14 protein-coding genes are annotated in these 16916 nt (G+C 63.8%); 5 read left to right on the top strand and 9 right to left on the bottom strand.

Translation table 11 applies throughout. The features are described 5' to 3' along the window. Window positions 1-25: 25 nt before the first annotated feature. Both R6Y96_RS04240 and R6Y96_RS04235 read left to right on the top strand, forming a co-directional pair. Window positions 26-1045 (top strand): DUF2117 domain-containing protein, encoded by a 1020-nt coding sequence (locus R6Y96_RS04240; protein WP_318622282.1) that lies wholly within the window; start codon window positions 26-28, stop codon window positions 1043-1045. A gap of 3 nt (window positions 1046-1048) precedes the next feature. After that, window positions 1049-2197, top strand: coding sequence for a hypothetical protein (locus R6Y96_RS04235; RefSeq protein ID WP_318622483.1), 1149 nt, complete (start codon window positions 1049-1051; stop codon window positions 2195-2197). A gap of 186 nt (window positions 2198-2383) precedes the next feature. Here the strand turns inward: R6Y96_RS04235 and R6Y96_RS04230 are convergent, their stop codons facing one another. Together R6Y96_RS04230 and R6Y96_RS04225 are read right to left on the bottom strand one after the other, a co-directional pair. Continuing rightward, window positions 2384-2899: a DJ-1/PfpI/YhbO family deglycase/protease gene (locus R6Y96_RS04230; protein WP_318622280.1), complete on the bottom strand. Its 516-nt coding sequence runs from the start codon at window positions 2897-2899 to the stop codon at window positions 2384-2386. A 73-nt stretch (window positions 2900-2972) separates the two neighbouring features. After that, window positions 2973-3206 (bottom strand): hypothetical protein, encoded by a 234-nt coding sequence (locus R6Y96_RS04225; RefSeq protein ID WP_214022506.1) that lies wholly within the window; start codon window positions 3204-3206, stop codon window positions 2973-2975. Window positions 3207-3304: 98 nt separating this feature from the next. Between R6Y96_RS04225 and R6Y96_RS04220 the strand changes: the two genes are divergently transcribed. Next, window positions 3305-4954: an ATP-dependent DNA ligase gene (locus R6Y96_RS04220; RefSeq protein WP_318622278.1), complete on the top strand. Its 1650-nt coding sequence runs from the start codon at window positions 3305-3307 to the stop codon at window positions 4952-4954. 75 nt (window positions 4955-5029) lie between these two features. After that, window positions 5030-5998 carry an HD domain-containing protein gene (locus tag R6Y96_RS04215; RefSeq protein ID WP_318622276.1) on the top strand — a complete coding sequence of 323 codons (969 nt, stop codon included), beginning with the start codon at window positions 5030-5032 and terminating at the stop codon, window positions 5996-5998. Between the two features lie 19 nt (window positions 5999-6017). On the opposite strand, the gene R6Y96_RS04210 is transcribed toward R6Y96_RS04215, so the two are convergent. The 4 genes from R6Y96_RS04210 to R6Y96_RS04195 form a co-directional block, all read right to left on the bottom strand. Continuing rightward, window positions 6018-6167 (bottom strand): YHS domain-containing protein, encoded by a 150-nt coding sequence (locus R6Y96_RS04210; protein WP_214022503.1) that lies wholly within the window; start codon window positions 6165-6167, stop codon window positions 6018-6020. Then, the gene (locus tag R6Y96_RS04205; protein ID WP_318622272.1) at window positions 6157-8613 is read right to left on the bottom strand and encodes a heavy metal translocating P-type ATPase; all 2457 of its coding nucleotides are present in this window, start codon (window positions 8611-8613) and stop codon (window positions 6157-6159) included. The genes R6Y96_RS04210 and R6Y96_RS04205 overlap by 11 nt, the downstream gene beginning before the upstream one ends. Window positions 8614-8705: 92 nt before the next feature. Further along, entirely contained in the window at window positions 8706-9956 is a 1251-nt protein-coding gene (hisD, locus tag R6Y96_RS04200; RefSeq protein ID WP_318622270.1) for a histidinol dehydrogenase, read from the bottom strand. Window positions 9957-10029: 73 nt separating this feature from the next. Continuing rightward, the gene (locus R6Y96_RS04195; protein WP_318622268.1) at window positions 10030-11256 is read right to left on the bottom strand and encodes an adenosylhomocysteinase; all 1227 of its coding nucleotides are present in this window, start codon (window positions 11254-11256) and stop codon (window positions 10030-10032) included. A gap of 538 nt (window positions 11257-11794) precedes the next feature. Between R6Y96_RS04195 and hisF the strand changes: the two genes are divergently transcribed. Beyond that, on the top strand, window positions 11795-12601 hold the full coding sequence (hisF, locus tag R6Y96_RS04190; RefSeq protein ID WP_318622266.1) for an imidazole glycerol phosphate synthase subunit HisF: 807 nt from the start codon (window positions 11795-11797) through the stop codon (window positions 12599-12601). On the opposite strand, the gene pheT is transcribed toward hisF, so the two are convergent. Genes pheT through R6Y96_RS04175 form a run of 3 tightly spaced genes read right to left on the bottom strand, consistent with a single transcriptional unit; the run spans window position 12543 to window position 16910 of the window. Beyond that, window positions 12543-14198 carry a phenylalanine--tRNA ligase subunit beta gene (gene pheT / locus R6Y96_RS04185; RefSeq protein WP_318622264.1) on the bottom strand — a complete coding sequence of 552 codons (1656 nt, stop codon included), beginning with the start codon at window positions 14196-14198 and terminating at the stop codon, window positions 12543-12545. The genes hisF and pheT overlap by 59 nt on opposite strands. Before the next feature lie 2 nt (window positions 14199-14200). Continuing rightward, a complete protein-coding gene (gene pheS, locus R6Y96_RS04180; protein ID WP_318622262.1) occupies window positions 14201-15649 on the bottom strand; it encodes a phenylalanine--tRNA ligase subunit alpha in 1449 nt (482 codons plus the stop codon). A gap of 4 nt (window positions 15650-15653) precedes the next feature. Continuing rightward, on the bottom strand, window positions 15654-16910 hold the full coding sequence (locus tag R6Y96_RS04175; RefSeq protein WP_318622260.1) for a tryptophan--tRNA ligase: 1257 nt from the start codon (window positions 16908-16910) through the stop codon (window positions 15654-15656). Window positions 16911-16916 lie beyond the last annotated feature (6 nt).

Genomic DNA, 16916 nt, shown 5'->3' with positions numbered 1-16916 from the left:
ACCCCGCAAAGACCCAATCTCTCCAATGAACGCGGTCATGGTGGTGCATGGCCCCGCGGCCTTCGATGCCGGGGACGTCGAGCGGTTGATGGGGCTCCTCCGCCCGCGGCGGGTGCTCGTCGCCGGGGTGATGGCGAGGACCGCCGCCGAGGAGTCCGGACTCCCGGTCACCTGCACGGACGAGCGCCCGAGCAGGGTGCTTTCAGATCTGCGGGAGCCCGCGTTCCTGCTCAACCGGGGTAAGACCCCGGAGTCCGGGCGGATCTTTGGCGAGATCGTTGCCGGGAGGCTCCCGGGACTCGTCCACGTCGAGACCTCGAGCGGAACCGTCTACTGCTGGAACCGCGGCGATGCCGCTCTCGCAGAGGAGATCGCGCTCCGGACGGGCTGCGACCTGGTTCTCGCGAGGAGCACGGCGAAACCGCAGGACGGGCAGCGGGAGATCCGGGGGTGCATCCCCGGGGAGGCGGTCTTTGTCAACGGGGTGGTCATAGGGACAACAACCGCGGATACGGTCGTCCTCGCGATGGAGAATGGCTCGCTGAAGGCGGTCTCCGGTCTCGACCCCAAACCCCACGGATTTGAGAAACTCCTCCGCTCCGGTCTCCCGGATATCACCAGGGCCTGGTGCAAGAGCGGGCCGGTGCGTTCCGCACCCCCGCGGCAGGGCAGCCGGGTCTGCCGCGGCGGGAGGGTGGCGGTCGTCGACCACTGCGGCCACACCCTCTATACGGCGATCGGGGATGATGTATGCGGAGTGCTTGCCATCGGCGATGACACCACCGCCGTCTGCGGGCACATCTGTTCCCATGCCGGGATCCCCGTCTTCGGCGTGGTCGACGGGGACGCCGACGCCATCGTGGAGCCGGGGTATGCCCCGGGCTCGGTGGTGGTTGAGGTTATCGACGGCCGGGACGACGATCTCGGCCGGGAGATTGCAAAGAGAAGAGACCTCCGGGCTTCGAGGTGGGAGGACTGGGTGGAGGAGACGCTGAACGCCATCGATGGAAGGGTGCGTATACTCCTCGACCTCCGGGAGCGCTGAATGATGCGCTGTGCCGAGTGCAAAGGAAAAGGGCTCTGCGGGCTTGAGAAGTGCCCCGTCATGAGCCGGTTCTACGCCCGGCTCCAGGTCAGGCCGGGCGACCGCTACCAGGGTTCCGCGCCATCGGTCTTTGTGGGGAGTTACGGTTATCCGAATGTTGCGGCGGGGCCGCTTATGATCGACGACACCGACAACCCGCCGGACTGGGTTGCGCGGGGCCTCCAGATCGACGATGTAGTCGGGCTTCGGGCGCGGACGATCCACGGCGCCGGCGAGTCGAAGAGCGTTGCGGGGAGCATCCAGGATATAGCGTTATCGAGCAGACCGCTCGATGTCGAGGCGCAGTTTGTAAAACCCGTCACTTTCGATCTCCGGTTCGACGGGACGATCGCACCCATAGGCCTCACCGGCGCCATCCGGCACCTGGATGTCCTGGACAACCCCCGGGTGGAGAGACCGGTCGACCGGGTGACGTCGGACACCGACCTATCCGCGACCGAGGCGTGCGGCCTCCTCCACTCCTCCGGGACCGATGTCTACCGGATAACCCAGCTCCTCACAGCCGGACTGCTTGGAAGCGATAAGAAACGGCATATAGTCCCGACGCGCTGGGCGATCACGGCGGTCGATGACACCGTCTCAAAACGCCTCAAGAAGAAGATCGCGCGTTACCCGCCGCTCGATGGGATCAGGGTCTTCCCGGCATCGCTGTATGGCAACCATATCGTCTGCATCCTGGTTCCGGGCGACTGGAAGTTCGAGATGATCGAGGTCTGGGGCAGGCAGTCGCTCTGGGGGCAGGGGGATGAGACGATCGCCCGCGACGGCGAGGGTCTGACAAAATCCGGCTACTCGCCGCTTGCGGGGGCCTACTACTCGGCACGTCTGGCGGTGGCGGAGTACCTGGATGGCGTGCAGCGGTCCGCACGGGTTCTGGTCCTCCGGCACGTCACAGGCGAGTACTGGGCGCCGCTCGGCACCTGGGTCGTCCGGGAAGCCGCGAGAAACGCTATGCGTGGCCCCGGGACGCCGTGCGCCAGCCTCGACCAGGCGGTCGACCTGGCCTCAAGGCTGGTCGGGTTCTCCCACTGGCAGGCCTACAGCCACCTCATCCCGGAACTGAGAACGCAGAAGACGCTGTTTGATTTCTGAGTTGCAATGCGGGGCGGCGAGTGGCCCGGAAGGCCGTGCACGGGGAGGGTTTCACCGTAACGGCTCCTCCCGGACACGGCATCGATGGCGAATCGTCCCTGTCTCACCGTCTCACTGACCGCTCTCTTTTCAGGCAGGGATCTGAAAAACACCCCCACAACCCGGGTCTCAACAACGCCGCCCCGCTCAGCACTCCAGTTTGGATATAACGGCATCGGCAAACTGTGCCGCAGCCTCAGGACCGTTCCCGGTTACAATCTGCCTGTCGGCGACGACGGGGACGCTGACGAGGTTTGCCCCCGCCTTCTTCATCTCCCTTATGGCGTCCGGGCTCGGGTAGACCGTCGCCTGCCGCCCGGCCAGGATCCCGGCGCGCGCAAGCACGACCGGCGAGAGACATATGGCAGCGACAATCTTGCCTTGCTCAAAGAACGACCGAACAAGGCTCTGGAGTTTCCGGTTCCCCCAGAGGTGGTCCGGAGAGCCGCTTCCGCCCACCAGAACGATCCCGTCGTAGTTGTCGGGATTGACGTCGTCAAACGTCAGGGACGCCGCCGCTGTGCCGCCGAGCATCCCCCTGCACCTCCCGGTGACCGTTGAGGCGATATCCACATCTATCCCGGCCTCCAGAAACGCCCGTCTCGGGACCTCCAGCTCCTCATCCCTGAACCGTTCCGGTGCAATCACAATCAGGAGTTTCATCAAACCTCACCGATCACTGGATCTGTTCATCCAGTTATTGAGTGTTTGGGAGCCGCAGCAGACCCGGCCGGCATCAGCGGTGCTTCTCAACGTGCTGCCGGAGCATCGTCCCCGGCCGATAGCGGTCGGCGATATCGAGAGCCGTCGCCCGGAGAGCCGCGTGTTCAGCGATACACGACTCCGGCGGCGGCGCCCGCCTGAGGATCCCGGACGTGTTCTCCGTGATCTGGATCAGTTCAGTCGCGATCAGGGCATTGAGCCAGATGAGGTCGCGCAACATATCCTTGAGTTCTTCATCCTGCTGCATCAGTAAGGTTTAGGGACCAGAACCACATCAATCATGCAGAACCGGACAGAAGGGTTGATTCTCCCCACCGGGAAAGTTACTACAGAAGGGATATGGGTATGCAGTTTCTGGAGTTCGCCCGCATCTGCGAACACCTTGAAGGAATCTCCGGACGCCTGGAGATGATCGAAGAGGTCGCCACCGTCCTCCCCGGACTTGACGAGACCGACCTTCCCATCTTCGTCAGGTTCATCATGGGCAGGACCTTCCCCGACTGGAGCACCAGAAAACTCGGCGTGGGTCCAAACCTCCTCTACGACGCCGTGGCCTACGTTGCAGGGGTGAAGCGAGAGACCGTTGTTGAGGCGGTCAACAGGACAGGCGACGTGGGGCTTGCGGTCGAGGAACTCCTGGCAAAGAAAGAACAGACCTCTTTCTTCATCCAGGAACTCGAACTCCTCGATGTCTACCGGGGGTTCGAACGGATGGCGGCCGCCGAAGGGCAGCGATCGCAGCGGGAGAAACTCCGGGTGGCAGAAGGGCTCTTTGGCAACGCCCGCCCGATAGAGGGGCGTTACCTGGCCAGACTTATGCTCGAAGAACTCCGGATAGGCATGGGCGAAGGGAACGTCCGCGACGCCATCGCCCGGGCTTTCGGGGTGGATGTCCACCTGGTTGAGCACGCCCAGCAGGTTATAAACGACCTGGGGGAGGTCGCCCTCCTCGCCCGGAAGAATCCCGAAGAACTCTCCCGCGTCAGGATCAGGCCGTTTCGGCCGGTAAAGATGATGCTTGCGCAGGCTGGCACCATCGCCGACCAGATCGCCGAACACGGCACCGTCGCCGTCGAGTACAAATACGACGGAAGCCGGTTCCAGTTCCACAAGGTTGGCGAGAGGTGCCGGATCTACTCGCGAAAACTCGAAGACGTCACAGAGAGCATTCCCGACGTCGCACGCCACCTCATGGAAGCCACCGGCCATGACGTCATCCTGGACGGCGAGGCGATCGCCGTCCGCGAAGGGAGGCCCATGCCTTTCCAGTACGTGATCCGGCGGTTCCGGCGGAAACACGAGATCGACTCGATGATGGAGCAGATAGAACTCGTCCCCCAGGTCTTCGATATCCTCTACCTTGACGGCGAGTCGCTGGTGGACCGCCCCCTCTCGGAGCGGCGAAGATACCTCGAGGAGACCCTTCACGACCACGTCGCCCCGCAGTTCCAGACCGGCGATCCCGCCCGGGCAGAGGAGATCTACGCCGACGCCCTGAACCTCGGCCACGAAGGGGTTATGGTGAAGGTCCTGGACTCCCCCTACACCCCCGGCGTCCGCGGCCGGCTCTGGGTGAAGGTTAAGCCCGGCGTCGAGACGCTAGATCTCGCCGTGATCGGGGCCGAGTGGGGAGAGGGCCGGAGGGCCGGGATGTTCGGGTCGTTCCTGCTCGCCGTCCAGGACGAGGGCGGCCGGCTCCTCCCGGTCGGGAAGGTGGCGACCGGGATCACAGACGAAGTTCTGGCAGACCTCTACGACCTCTTCAAGGATCGGGTGATTGCCCGATCAGGAAAAGAGGTCACTTTCGAGCCAGGTGTGGTCTTTGAGGTTGGTTACTCCGAGATCCAGACAAGCCCTAACTACGAGAGCGGGTATGCCCTCCGTTTCCCCAGGTTTGTCCGGGTGAGAGACGACAAGAGCCTGGACGAGGTCGAGACTCTGGACTCGCTTGCCGAACGTTACGCCCGGCAGAAGGGTCAGACGGGGTCAGCCTGAATCTTGCCGGGGGGGGCGCTGGCAAACAGACCACCGGGTTTTAAGTTTCGTCCGGGACAGAACTCTCTCTCAGGAGTGCTGGCCACTGTGGTCGAGAAGAATGTCTTTGTCGGGGAGATAACCGGCGGTGTCCCGGTCGACGCACCATTCGTTGTGGATTCGGCAGAGGTCCGGGAGAAGAAGGACGGCGGGAAGTACATCCACCTCACCATATCCGACCGCAGCGGCCGGGGAGCCTGCAAGGTCTGGGGGACGGGGAGCCAGAGCGCCGAAGAGATAGAGGCGTTCTGCCGCGGTATCAGGCAGGGCGAGGTCTACCGCATCACGGGCTACGCGAAGGTCTACAACGGCACGTGCGAGGTCAACGTCAACGAGGGCATCTTCTCCCTGGCAGAACCTCTGCCGCTGGAGGGGATCGAGCCCTCCCTCTTCGTCTACGCCCCCGTAGAGACCGCCGCCGTCCGCCAGGGGCTGGCACGCATGGCCGCGATGATCGGCGACCCCGGCATCTCCTCTCTCGTCGGCCGGGTTCTTGAGGAGACGCCGGGGTTCTTCGAAGCCCCGGCAGCGAAACGGCGCCACCACGCCTGCACCGGCGGGCTTGCCGAGCACACCCTTGAGACCGCGGAGAACGCGGTTGCACTGGCGGGAAGCGTCAGGCGGGCGGCGATGGATACCGATGTCATCCTCGCCGGCGCCCTCCTCCACGATGTCGGGAAAGCCTCCTGTTTCCGGCGCCAGGGGTTCTCGTTCGTCGCTCTCCCCGAATACACCCTGGTCGGGCACACCGCGATCGGGGCCGCCGCGGTCATGCGGCACGCCGACGGCGTCGACCCTGCACGGTTCGCGCACATCCTCCACATCATCATGTCGCACCACGGACCCCACGGTGAGATCCAGCCCCGGACACCGGAGGCCTGGACAGTCCACTTCGCTGACAACGCAAGCGCCGTCCTCCGCGGGATCTGCGACGATACCACCGACCTCGCCCCCGGAGAGGGGCGGCACGGCGGGAGGTTCGGCGGCGCGGTCTACCGGTTCTGATTGCGCCGCCGGAAAGGGATCACAACTTCTTCAGGTAGGCCTCCGGGTCGCGTTCGAAGAGTTTCTTGCACCCCGGGGCGCAGAAGTAGTAGGTCCTGCCTTTGTACTCAGTTTTGAACCTGGCGGCCGCCTCATCGACCTCCATCCCGCATACCGGATCAACTGCCATCTGTATCAATCTCCGATCTCTTCGCCGGGGGTATATAAGTCTTGAGCATCAGGGAGAGCGAGACAACCGTCACCGAGGAGAGCGCCATCGCGAGCGCCGCAAGTTCCGGGCGGAAGGTGATCCCGAAGAAGGGGTAGAGCAGACCCGCGGCAATAGGGATCAGAGCGGCGTTGTAGGCAAACGCCCAGAAGAGGTTCTGCCTGATCCGGGAGATCACCTTCCGGGAGACCTGGATGGCCGCGACCACGTCGGTCAGGTCGTCGCGGATCAGGACGATGTCCCCACTCTCTATCGCTACATCCGTCCCGCTCCCTATGGCGATACCGACGTCCGCCTGCGCAAGCGCGGGGGCGTCGTTGATCCCGTCGCCGACGAAGGCAACAACCTCGCCCCGCTGCTGGAGGGCGCGGACCTCCTCGACCTTCTCCTGCGGCATCAACCCGGCACGTAGGTTCTCTATCCCGACCTCCCGGGCGATCGCGGTTGCTGTCCGCTCGTTGTCGCCGGTGAGCATCATCACGGCAAGCCCCATCCTCTTCAGTTCGGAAACAGCGCTCTTTGTCGTCGGTTTGAGGGTGTCGGCGATGCCGATGACCCCCCCAAGCGTTCCGCCGACGGCGACGAGGACCACTGTCTTCCCCTCGTCCTGGAGGGCGGCGATCCTCTCCGCCGCCTCCGGCGGGAGGGTGACACCGCGCCCGGTGAGGAGGGGCGGGTTCCCGATCAGCACCTCCGCGCCCTCAACAAGGGCGGTCACACCCAGGCCGCCGAATGTCGTGAACCGCTCCGATGGTGGAAGGTCAAGACCCGCGCTCTCCGCCCGGCGCACGATCGCCGTTGCGAGCGGGTGCTGCGAGTTTGACTCGACCGCCGCGGCAATCGATAGAAGCCTCTCCTCCGCAACCCCTAACGGGACGATATCGGTGACGTCCGGTTTCCCGCGGGTGAGCGTCCCGGTCTTGTCAAAGACGACCGTGGTCAACTTCTCCGAGACCTCGAGCGCCTCACCGTTCCTGATGAGGAGCCCGAGTTCTGCGCCCCGGCCGATCCCGACGGTCACAGCGGTCGGGGTGGCAAGACCGAGCGCACAGGGGCAGGCAACCACCAGGACGGAGATCAGCACCGTGAGAGAGAAGAGGAGAGAAGCGTCGAGGACGAGGTACCAGACAAGAAACGCGGCAGTGGCAACTGCAAGAACGGCCGGGATGAAGTAGGTGACCGCGACGTCGGCGATCCGCTCAACAGACGGTTTTGAGCCCTGGGCCTCCCGAACAAGCCTGATGATCTGTGCAAGGACCATCTCCTTCCCCACCCGCTCAGCGCGGATGCGGAGGACGCCGTTCACGTTCAGGGTTCCGCCGACGACCGCGTCGCCCTCCCGCTTCTCGACCGGTATGGGTTCACCGGTGATCATCGACTCATCGACTGAACTCTCCCCGCCAATGACCACCCCGTCCACCGGCATCTTCTCCCCAGGCCGGACAATGATGATCTCGCCTGGGACCACCGCCTCGACCGGGACCTCGACCTCCCGGCCGTCACGGATGACCGTCGCGGTCTTGGGCCGCAGGCCTACAAGGCTCCTGATGGCATCAGACGTCTTCCCCTTTGCCCGGGCCTCGAGGTATCGGCCGAGCATCAGGAACGAGGCCAGCATAACGGCGGTGTCGTAGAAGGCGAACTCCGGGGTGAGGAGAACCTCAAAAGTCCCGAGTATGCTTGCACCGTAGGCGACACCGATGCCCATGGCGTACATAACGTCCATCGTCAGCGCCCGGTGACGGAGCGCCGAAGCGGCCGCCTTAAAGATCGGGGCGCTGACGTAGACGAAGACCGGCAGGGTGATGATGAGCAGGATCAGGTTAAAGGAGAGAGGGAGAGCGAGCATACCGGGTATGCCGAGGAGCATGATTACAAACAGCGGAACGCTCACCGCAAACCCGATGGTGAACCGCCGGAACTTCTCGCGGAGGTCTTCCTCGCGCATCTTCTCCTCGATATCCGCGGGGATCTCCTCCTCGAGCCCCAGGTAGGTGTAACCGGCATCCTCGATGGCGGCGCGGATATCAGCGATCGTGACCAGTTCCGGGTTGTAGACGATATAAGCGTTCTCGGCGGCGAGGTTGACCCGGGCGTCGTAGACGCCTTCGAGACCGGTGAGCGAGGCCTCAACAACGCTGGCGCAGGAGGCACAGACCATCCCGCCGATCCTGACGGTGGCGGTGCTCTTCAGGACGCCGTAACCGGCATCGATGACCGCCTGCTCGATATCGGCGATTGTGGTCTTTGCGGGGTCGTAGTCGACGCTGGCGGTCCCGGTGGCCAGGTTGACACGGGCATCATGGACGCCCTCCCTGGCCGTGAGAGCACGCTCCACGTTGAGGGCGCAGGATGCACACTGCATCCCGGTGACCTTCAGTTCCGCCTTCCGCTTCTCGTCCGGCATTGTGATCACCTCACCACACAGAGATAAAATACATGCAGAACCGGAAAAAACCGGTCATGGAGTGGAATCGCCCCTCAAAGAGAGACCTCCGCTCACCCCTTCCTTCGAACCCGCACCGATTCGGCGTGGGCGTGGAGCCCTTCGGCATCGGCGATCGTCTCCACGACGTCGGCGATGGCTAAAAGCCCCTCGCGGCTGATAACCTGGACGGTCGACCGCCGGCAGAAGTGGTTGAGATCGAGCCCCGAGTATATGGCGGCGTAGCCCGCTGTGGGGAGGACGTGGTTTGTGCCGGAGGCGTAATCGCCGCAGGCCACAGCGGCGTATGGCCCGACAAAGATAGACCCGGCGTTCCTGACGCGGTTTAAGACCGCAAGCGGGTCGGAGACCTGGATCGAGAGGTGCTCGGGAGCGATCGCATCGATCGTCGCCACGCCCTCGTCGAGGTCTGATACCAGGACATAACCCGAGTTCCCAAGCGCTTTCATGATGATCTCGCGGCGTTCTGACCCGGCAACCATCCGTTCCACTTCGGCGCCGACGGCATCGGCGAGACCGGGGCGGGTGGTCACGAGGACGCAGGCGGCGTTGGGGTCGTGCTCGGCCTGGGCCAGGATATCGGCGGCGATGAAGGTCGGGTTGGCCGTTTCGTCGGCGAGGACGGCGATCTCGCTTGGGCCTGCCGGGAAGTCGATCTCTACCTCGTCCCGGAGGAGCATCTTCGCGGCGGTGACGTAGACGTTCCCGGGGCCGACGATCTTCTCCACCCGGGGGACGGTCTCTGTCCCGATTGCCATCGCCGCGATGGCCTGGGCGCCGCCGATACGGTAGACCTCGTCCACCCCGGCTATGTCGAGTGCGACCAGGGTTATCGGGCTGACCGGCGGCGGGGTGCAGCAGCAGATCTCAGAGACGCCGGCGACCTTTGCCGGGACGGTGCACATAAGGGCGGTTGAGGGGTATGCCGCACGCCCGCCGGGGACGTATGCCCCCACACGGGAGAGGGGCGTCGTCCTGACGCCCAGGGTGATCCCTGGCTCCATCTCCTGGAGCCAGAGGTCACGCCCGCGCTGCAACTCGTGAAACGCGCTTATGCGCGCCTCTGCTTCCACCAGGCTCTCAACCAGCCGGGCATCCACGCGGTCGTAGGCCGCCTCCAGTTCCTCTTTCGGTACGGCGATCTCCTCGAGGTCGATGCCGTCAAACTTCTTCGTCAGGTCGAGGAGAGCGGCGTCGCCTTCCGCCCGCACCCTTGCGATGATCTGAGAGACGGGTTCTTTGACCCGGTCGAGGTCAGACCGCCGGCCGGCAATCCAGGCCTCGATATCCAGCGCCTGCCACATGAGAAGAAGGGTCGGCGGGGAGAAGCGTTAAGGTTTCGACACGAGCGGCAAAAAAAAAGGTCGAAAGACCGGGTCACGTCCCAATCGTCCAGGAGTTCATGTAGGCCTCCTGTTCGGGTGTCAGCCGGTCGATAGAGAGACCGAGTGCATCGAGTTTCAGTCGCGCCACCTCCTCGTCGATCTCTGATGGGACATCGTGAACCCCGGGTTTGAGTTCGCGGCCGTGCTTCGCGATGTAGCGGGCGGAGAGAGCCTGGACGGCGAAACTGAGGTCCATCACCTCGATGGGGTGACCCATGCCCTTGGGGGTGGCGAGGTTCACGAGCCTGCCCTCGGCGAGGACGTGAACCGCCTTTCCGTCCAAGATGTAGGTATCGATGCCGTCGCGGCGGACAGTGGAGCCGGCGTGCGAGGCGAGCCAGTCGAGATCGATCTCTACGTTGAAATGCCCGGCGTTTGCAAGGATTGCACCGTCCTTCATCTTCGGGAAGTGGCGTTCCGTTATGATGCTTCTGTTCCCGGTGGTGGTGATGAAGAGGTCGCCGAGCGGCGCTGCCTGATCCATCGTCATGACGTCAAACCCGTCCATGTGCGCCTGGAGCGCCCGCCGGGGATCGACCTCGGTCACGATGACCCTGGCGCCAAGGCTCCTGGCCTTCTGAGCAAGTCCCCGGCCGCAGTAACCGTATCCCGCAACGACGAGACGTTTGCCGGCGATGAGGACGTTTGTGGTGATCATGATCGATGCAAGCGAACTCTCGCCGGTGCCGTGGACGTTGTCGAAGAAACGTTTCATGGGGGTGTCGTTGACGGCGACGACCGGGAACCTGAGCGCTCCATCCCGCGCCATCGCGCGAAGCCTGTGGATGCCGGTCGTGGTCTCCTCGCAGCCGCCGATGACCGTCTCCAGCACCTCCCGGCGTTCCGTGTGGAGGCGATGGATGAGGTCCATGCCGTCGTCGATGGTGATCGCCGGCCGTGCGTCGAGCACCCGGTCGATGGCCGCGTAGTAGTCCTCCACCCCGGCGCCCCGGCGGGCGTAGGAATGGATCCCCTCGCGGGTGTTGAGCGCGGCGGAGACATCGTCCTGGGTTGAGAGGGGGTTGCACCCGGTGATGTGCACCTCGGCGCCGCCTGCCGCCAGCGTCTCGACAAGTACCGCGGTCTTTGCCTCGACGTGCAGCGCCATCCCGATTGTAATGCCGGAGAACGGCTTTTCCTCAACAAAACGGTTCCGGATGGACGAGAGTACCGGCATGTACTGCCGCGCCCATGCTATCTTAAGATCTCCAGACTCCATAAAAACCACCAGACCGGTTAATCCCGCCGGATGCTCCTCCGGTTTGTCTCTAAAAGTATTCTCCCGGAGAACTTAAACGTAGGGGGGTTATTGACGGGGAGGGCTACAGCAGCAGGGAAGGGGAGTGCAGGGTGAGGGAGGGAGACGGTGGGTGGTGATGGGGCTGGAAGCCGTGCAGAGGGGGGGTGTTCAGCGTGACGCCAGAGTTGTCCTCCCCGCCCGCCGCATCCATGGTGGATCGCCCCAACCCGTCTCGGCAAGCCGGTTAAAACCTCTCTCGTCGAGCCACCCTCACCTCCCGGCCGCTCAAGAGGGGGCTGGCGAGTGTCTGGCGACTGACTCGATGGCCGTCTCCAGGGAGGGGGTTCTCACTGACGGCAGAGATCTGCTCGTCCCCCGTGGCACGGTATCGATGGAGAATCGCCCCGTTGGGGTTGGAGAGATCCCCCCCAATACAGCCATGCCGCCCGGAACGTCTGCCATCGATCACCCCCGCAGAACAAAACACTCATCAACTCACGCTAAATAACCAGTACTCATGGTTTTAACGAAGCGGATCATCCCCTGCCTCGACCTCAAAGATGGACGGGTCGTCAAGGGCACGCACTTCGTCGGGCTGCAGGATGCGGGCGACCCCGTGGAACTCGCCCGGCGCTACAACGAGCAGGGCGCCGACGAGGTGGTCTTCCTCGACATCACCGCCACCCGCGAGGACCGGGGCACCATCATCGATGTGGTGCAGCGGGCGGCGGACCACCTCTTCCTTCCCCTCACCGTCGGCGGCGGCATCCGGAGCATCGAAGACATGAAACAGATCCTCCGGGCTGGCGCCGACAAGGTGAGCATCAACTCAAGCGCAGTCAAAGACCCCGACCTCATCACAAAGGGCGCCGGGAGGTTCGGCACCCAGTGCATCGTCGTCGCAATAGACGTCCGGCGCAACTACGATATGGCCGCCGGCAGGACGCCGATCACCCTCGCCGACGGCCGGGAGTGCTGGTACGAGGTCGTGACCCACGGCGGCAGCAGACCCACAGGGCTTGACGCCATCAAATGGGCGATGGAGGCCGAAGAGCGCGGCGCCGGCGAGATCCTGCTCACAAGCATGGAGACCGACGGCACCCGGGAGGGGTTTGATATCCCAATCACCCGCGCTGTCTCGGAATCGGTCGGGATCCCGGTCGTCGCAAGCGGCGGCGTGGGATCGCTCGAACACTTCTACAAAGGGTTCACAGAAGGAAAGGCCGACGCCTGCCTTGCAGCAAGCGTCTTCCACTACGGCGAGTTCACCGTCCGCCAGGTGAAGGAGTACCTGGCGGAGCGGGGTATCCCGGTACGGCTCTGAGATCGAGCGCCAGCGCCGCAACCGGGTGCTCGAGATCGAACGCCCGCAGCACAGCCGGGTGGATCTCCCCGAACACCCCCACAACCCTTCCATCGAGAACTATATCCCCGCGGCGCCCCTCGATGAACGCCGGATCGGCCGACTCCCTGACACTGTAGCCGATCGAGACCTCCCGGCACAGGACGTCCGCCGCCGCGTAGGCCTCCGAGAAGTCTGCCGCCGGGTGGATGCTGACCGCCGCCACCTTCTGGTAGGTCAGACAGTCCTCCACCACATCGCCCACCGCAAATAACCGCTGCGGCAGGTCACGATGCTTGTTTGCAAACAGAGCCTCCATCAACAGCGGTAGCAGGTCGGTTCGCACCACCGTCTGCTCCTCGCTGATCGGGTGGAGCAGCCTCACCGTCCCCGGCGATGGAGACCGCTGCATGTTCGTATACAGCACCCTCTCGTTCGTGAGGGTGAACTGTATCATCTCTATGTAGCCAAGCCCCGTCATCACCGACCGAACCGCCCCCTCTATCGTCTTGACCGGGTGCTCCGCAGCGATGGTTGAGACCGCCGGCAGGGTGGCCTCGAAGTTCTCAAACCCGTAGGCGATTGCCACATCCTCAAATACATCCCAGTCGTGGAGGATGTCCGCCCGGTAACAGGGGATCCGGACCCTGACCCGTGAATCGTCCGCAGGTTCAGCGCCAAACCTCATCCGGCCAAGCAGCCGCGCCATCTCTCCCGGTGTGAGCGGGATCCCGAGGAGAGAAGAACAGTCCTCAACAAAGACCAGTCTTTCCGCCGGTGCAAGGGTGGGCATCTCCTCCCCATCCACGTTGACCGACTCGATGCTCGCCCCCGCCTCCCCTAGCGCCGTGCAGATGATGTTTACCGCCGTCATCACCGCTTTCCGGTCGGTACCGGTGCAGTCGAGAAGGATGTTCCTCGTCGCCGCCGTGACCCGCGTAACCTCGCCGTTGATGATCGGCGGAAACGAGAGCACCCGGTCATCGGCATCGACGATCAGCGGGAATTTCGGGAAGTTCTCCACCAGGTGAGCGTAATCCCGGCCCTTCGGGTGGTCGACCAGGATCTCCTCCATCGTCATCTCCCTCTCAAAGTCCAGCGGGACAAACGACCGATCCCGGGGCGAGGCGATGTAGCGGAATGGCGGCCTGACAGCGTCAAGGTCGTGGACGCCTATCGCCACCTTGCCTCGGCCGCGGCCGACCGCCCAGTGGAGGGCCTCCTGGAGCCCCATAAGCGACTCGATTGACTCTTCATCGAGGTTGACGTTCCGGATCACCGCTGAGCCCAGGCACGGCCGGATATCGGCAAGCCCCGGATCCACCGAGAAGGTTATACCCGATGGGCGGACGCTGTAGACCGGCAGCCCCACCTCTATCCCGAGGAAACCCCGCACCGCACGGGCGACACCCTCCGGCGAGTAGAGGTCAGGCCGGTCGGGGAAGAACTCAACATCCACGTGATCCTCCTCGACCCGCTCGATATCGGCACCGATCATCGGGAGGCGCTCGATGATCGTCTCCCGGTCAACCCCGGTCAGCCGTTCCAGGTACCTGTAGGGGAGCGTTATGATCGCCACTCTCACCGCCCCCCGCCGTAGATGGGCGTCTCCCGGATCCACTCAACATCGCTCCTGTAGAGGTGCCGGAGGTCCCGCAGCCCGAGCCGCAGCATCGCCACCCGGCTTATCCCGAGACCCCAGGCAAGCACCGGGTGCTCGATCCCGAATGGCGCCGTCACCTCTTCACGGAAGATCCCGGCTCCGCCAAGCTCCACCCAGCCCAGACCCTCAACATAGACCTCAGGCTCCACGCTCGGTTCGGTGTAGGGGAAGTAGCCCGGCCTGAACCTGACCCTGTCAAACCCCATCTTCGCGTAGAACTCCTTCAAGAACCCCAGGAGATGACGGAAGTTGACACCCTCGTCCATCACTATACCCTCAAGCTGCTCAAACTCCGCCAGGTGGGTGGGGTCGATGGCCTCCCGCCGGTAGACCCGGCCGATGCAGAACGCCTTGACCGGGGGTTCCCGGTGCTCCGCCAGGTGCTGGATCGAGAGGCTGGTCGTGTGCGTCCGCAGAACACACTGCTGCGCCTTCTCCGCGCTCCACCTCCCTCCCCACCCGGTGGACGAGGTATCGCCGCCGTGCTCGTGCATCTCGCGGACGCGCTCGTAACCCTCGGGAAGAGGCCAGCGCTCGGCCAGGAAGAATGTATCCTGCATCTCCCTGGCCGGGTGGTCCTGGGGCTGGAAGAGGGCGTCAAAGTTCCAGAACGAACTCTGGACTACCCCGCCCGACATCTCGGCAAACCCCATATCAAAGAGGACTCGGCGCATCTCGTCGATGAGGCGCTGATAGGGGTGGGTCTTCCCCGGGTAGACGCGTCGCGGCAGTTTCGTGACGTCGTAGCGCCGGAGGGGGAGGCTCTCCCAGGCGCCGGAGATGATCTGCTCACGTGTGAGCGTCCCCACCTCCTCACGCAGATCGAGCCCGGCGGCCAGGAGGGCTCTGCCGTGGGGTGTTATCGATATGGTGTATGTGACCTCATCCTCTTCCCGGACAAGCCCGCGTTTCACGAGATCGAGAACACCCTCCTCATCAGCGGGGATCTCGCCAGTCTCTCCAACCCGGGCAAACGCAACCTCATCCGGGCCCGGCGGGGCGTTGCCGGTCTTATGCACCACACCGTCGCGGATGGTGATCCAGCCTTTCCTGCGCATCCAGCCGATCCCGATCTTTGCAAGCGGGTGTTTCTGGAGGTCGCGCATAGGGATAGCCTCCCCGAAACTCTCGAACAACTGCCGCTCGGGGAGACCCTTCCCGACATAGGCCAGCCCCTCCTCCGTCGGCCGGTAGCGCCGGGTGACGTCTCTCTCAACCTCAACAAGCCCCCGCTCACGGGCGAGGTTCGCATACTGCACAACCGCCTCCGGGCGGGTGTTCATCTTCTCCGCAAGAGCGGCCGCGTCTGCCGACCCGAGCGGGGCCAGGGCAACCAGGAGTTTCTTCTCGTTCTGCGTCAGTTCCACCGTATCATACCTCCTCGGCAAGGTGCTCAACCGCATCCATCCGATCCCGCAGATCCGCAAGGAACGCCCGCACGCGTTCCAGCGTCTCTTTCTTGCACTGCCCGCAGGTGAGTTCGCCGCTCTCGCAGCGGCGGCGCAGGTCGGCAAGCTCGATATCGTCATCAAGCATGTGAAAGAGGTTCAGGAGATAGACCGGACAGGAGTCCGGATCGCCGCCAAGACGCCTCTGCTCCTCAAGCGTCATCCGCCCGCCGGTAAGCGCCGCCATGACCTTCTTCTTTACCGAGGAGTCGGGCTCGTAGAACCCGAACTGGCTCGCGGGCACGCTGCTTGACATCTTCCCGCCCTGGAGCCCAGGCATGAAGATGTGGTAGGTCGAGGAAGGGAGGTAGAACCCAAACCCGCCGTGATCGATCTCGATCCTCCGGACGGTCTCCTCCACGCGGTTCTGCGCAAGACCCGGTATGTCCACGTGAGCCGCATACCTCTTCGAGCCCGGGAACGCGCGATAGACCGTCTCAATGGCCTCTTCAGAGGCGTTCTTTGACCGGACGCTGATGTACTCGCCGCGGTCCTCGACCGTGAACATCCGGAGTTTGTAGGCCACGTCCCGGGTTAGCCGGAGGTGCGGGTCCTGGTCAAGGCCAACCGGGACGATCGTGGGCGCCGGACCGGCATCCACCTGCGGGAAGAGGATGTCGGCCACCTGGGTGATGACGCTCATGGCGTGAGAGAGCGACGTATCCGGGCCAAACCCGTAGATTGCATTGAGTTCCGAGAAGTTCACCCGCGTTGACGCCTCGAAGGCCAGATCCTTCAAACGCTCGTTTCGGCTCTGGTAGTAGGTCGTGCCCTCGAACCCGAGGGCGTAGAGGGCTTTGAGGTACTCCTTCCCGTAGTCCCGGCACTTCTCCCAGGATATGCCGCGGACGGCGTGCGCCTCCCGGTCGGCGATGGCGACGTAGCCCGTCCCGCCCTGCTGCACGTGCCAGACAACCTCTTTCATGACCATCAGGTGCCCGAGGTGCGGGAGACCGGAGGGCATGAACCCGGTAAGGACATGAAACGGCGTTCTGTTCCGGATAGCGTCGGCGATCAGGTTATAATCCCGATGCCCGACGACGATGCCGCGGCGTATGAACGGCGGTATCTCTGGAAGGTTTCGTGCCACCTCACCAATAGGCTCGATACCAAACTCGGAGAAGAGTCGATCCAGATCGACGGTCTGGTTGTTTGACCAGGGGGTTAGCTCGGAATTCATGTAATG

It is taken from the genome of Methanoculleus receptaculi (genome assembly GCF_033472595.1).
GTDB lineage: Archaea > Halobacteriota > Methanomicrobia > Methanomicrobiales > Methanoculleaceae > Methanoculleus > Methanoculleus receptaculi.
The sequence above is the reverse complement of the archived record's forward strand: the minus strand, read 5'-3'. Positions and strand labels throughout refer to the sequence as shown.

Bases quoted from the DNA above. Each gene is read 5' to 3' on its own strand.
- R6Y96_RS04240 (WP_318622282.1), top strand. From the start codon at position 26: ATGAACGCGGTCATGGTGGTGCATGGCCCCGCGGCCTTCGATGCCGGG.
- R6Y96_RS04235 (WP_318622483.1), top strand. From the start codon at position 1,049: ATGCGCTGTGCCGAGTGCAAAGGAAAAGGGCTCTGCGGGCTTGAGAAG.
- R6Y96_RS04230 (WP_318622280.1), bottom strand. From the start codon at position 2,899: ATGAAACTCCTGATTGTGATTGCACCGGAACGGTTCAGGGATGAGGAG.
- R6Y96_RS04225 (WP_214022506.1), bottom strand. From the start codon at position 3,206: ATGCAGCAGGATGAAGAACTCAAGGATATGTTGCGCGACCTCATCTGG.
- R6Y96_RS04220 (WP_318622278.1), top strand. From the start codon at position 3,305: ATGCAGTTTCTGGAGTTCGCCCGCATCTGCGAACACCTTGAAGGAATC.
- R6Y96_RS04210 (WP_214022503.1), bottom strand. From the start codon at position 6,167: ATGGCAGTTGATCCGGTATGCGGGATGGAGGTCGATGAGGCGGCCGCC.
- R6Y96_RS04205 (WP_318622272.1), bottom strand. From the start codon at position 8,613: ATGCCGGACGAGAAGCGGAAGGCGGAACTGAAGGTCACCGGGATGCAG.
- hisD (WP_318622270.1), bottom strand. From the start codon at position 9,956: ATGTGGCAGGCGCTGGATATCGAGGCCTGGATTGCCGGCCGGCGGTCT.
- R6Y96_RS04195 (WP_318622268.1), bottom strand. From the start codon at position 11,256: ATGGAGTCTGGAGATCTTAAGATAGCATGGGCGCGGCAGTACATGCCG.
- hisF (WP_318622266.1), top strand. From the start codon at position 11,795: ATGGTTTTAACGAAGCGGATCATCCCCTGCCTCGACCTCAAAGATGGA.
- R6Y96_RS04175 (WP_318622260.1), bottom strand. From the start codon at position 16,910: ATGAATTCCGAGCTAACCCCCTGGTCAAACAACCAGACCGTCGATCTG.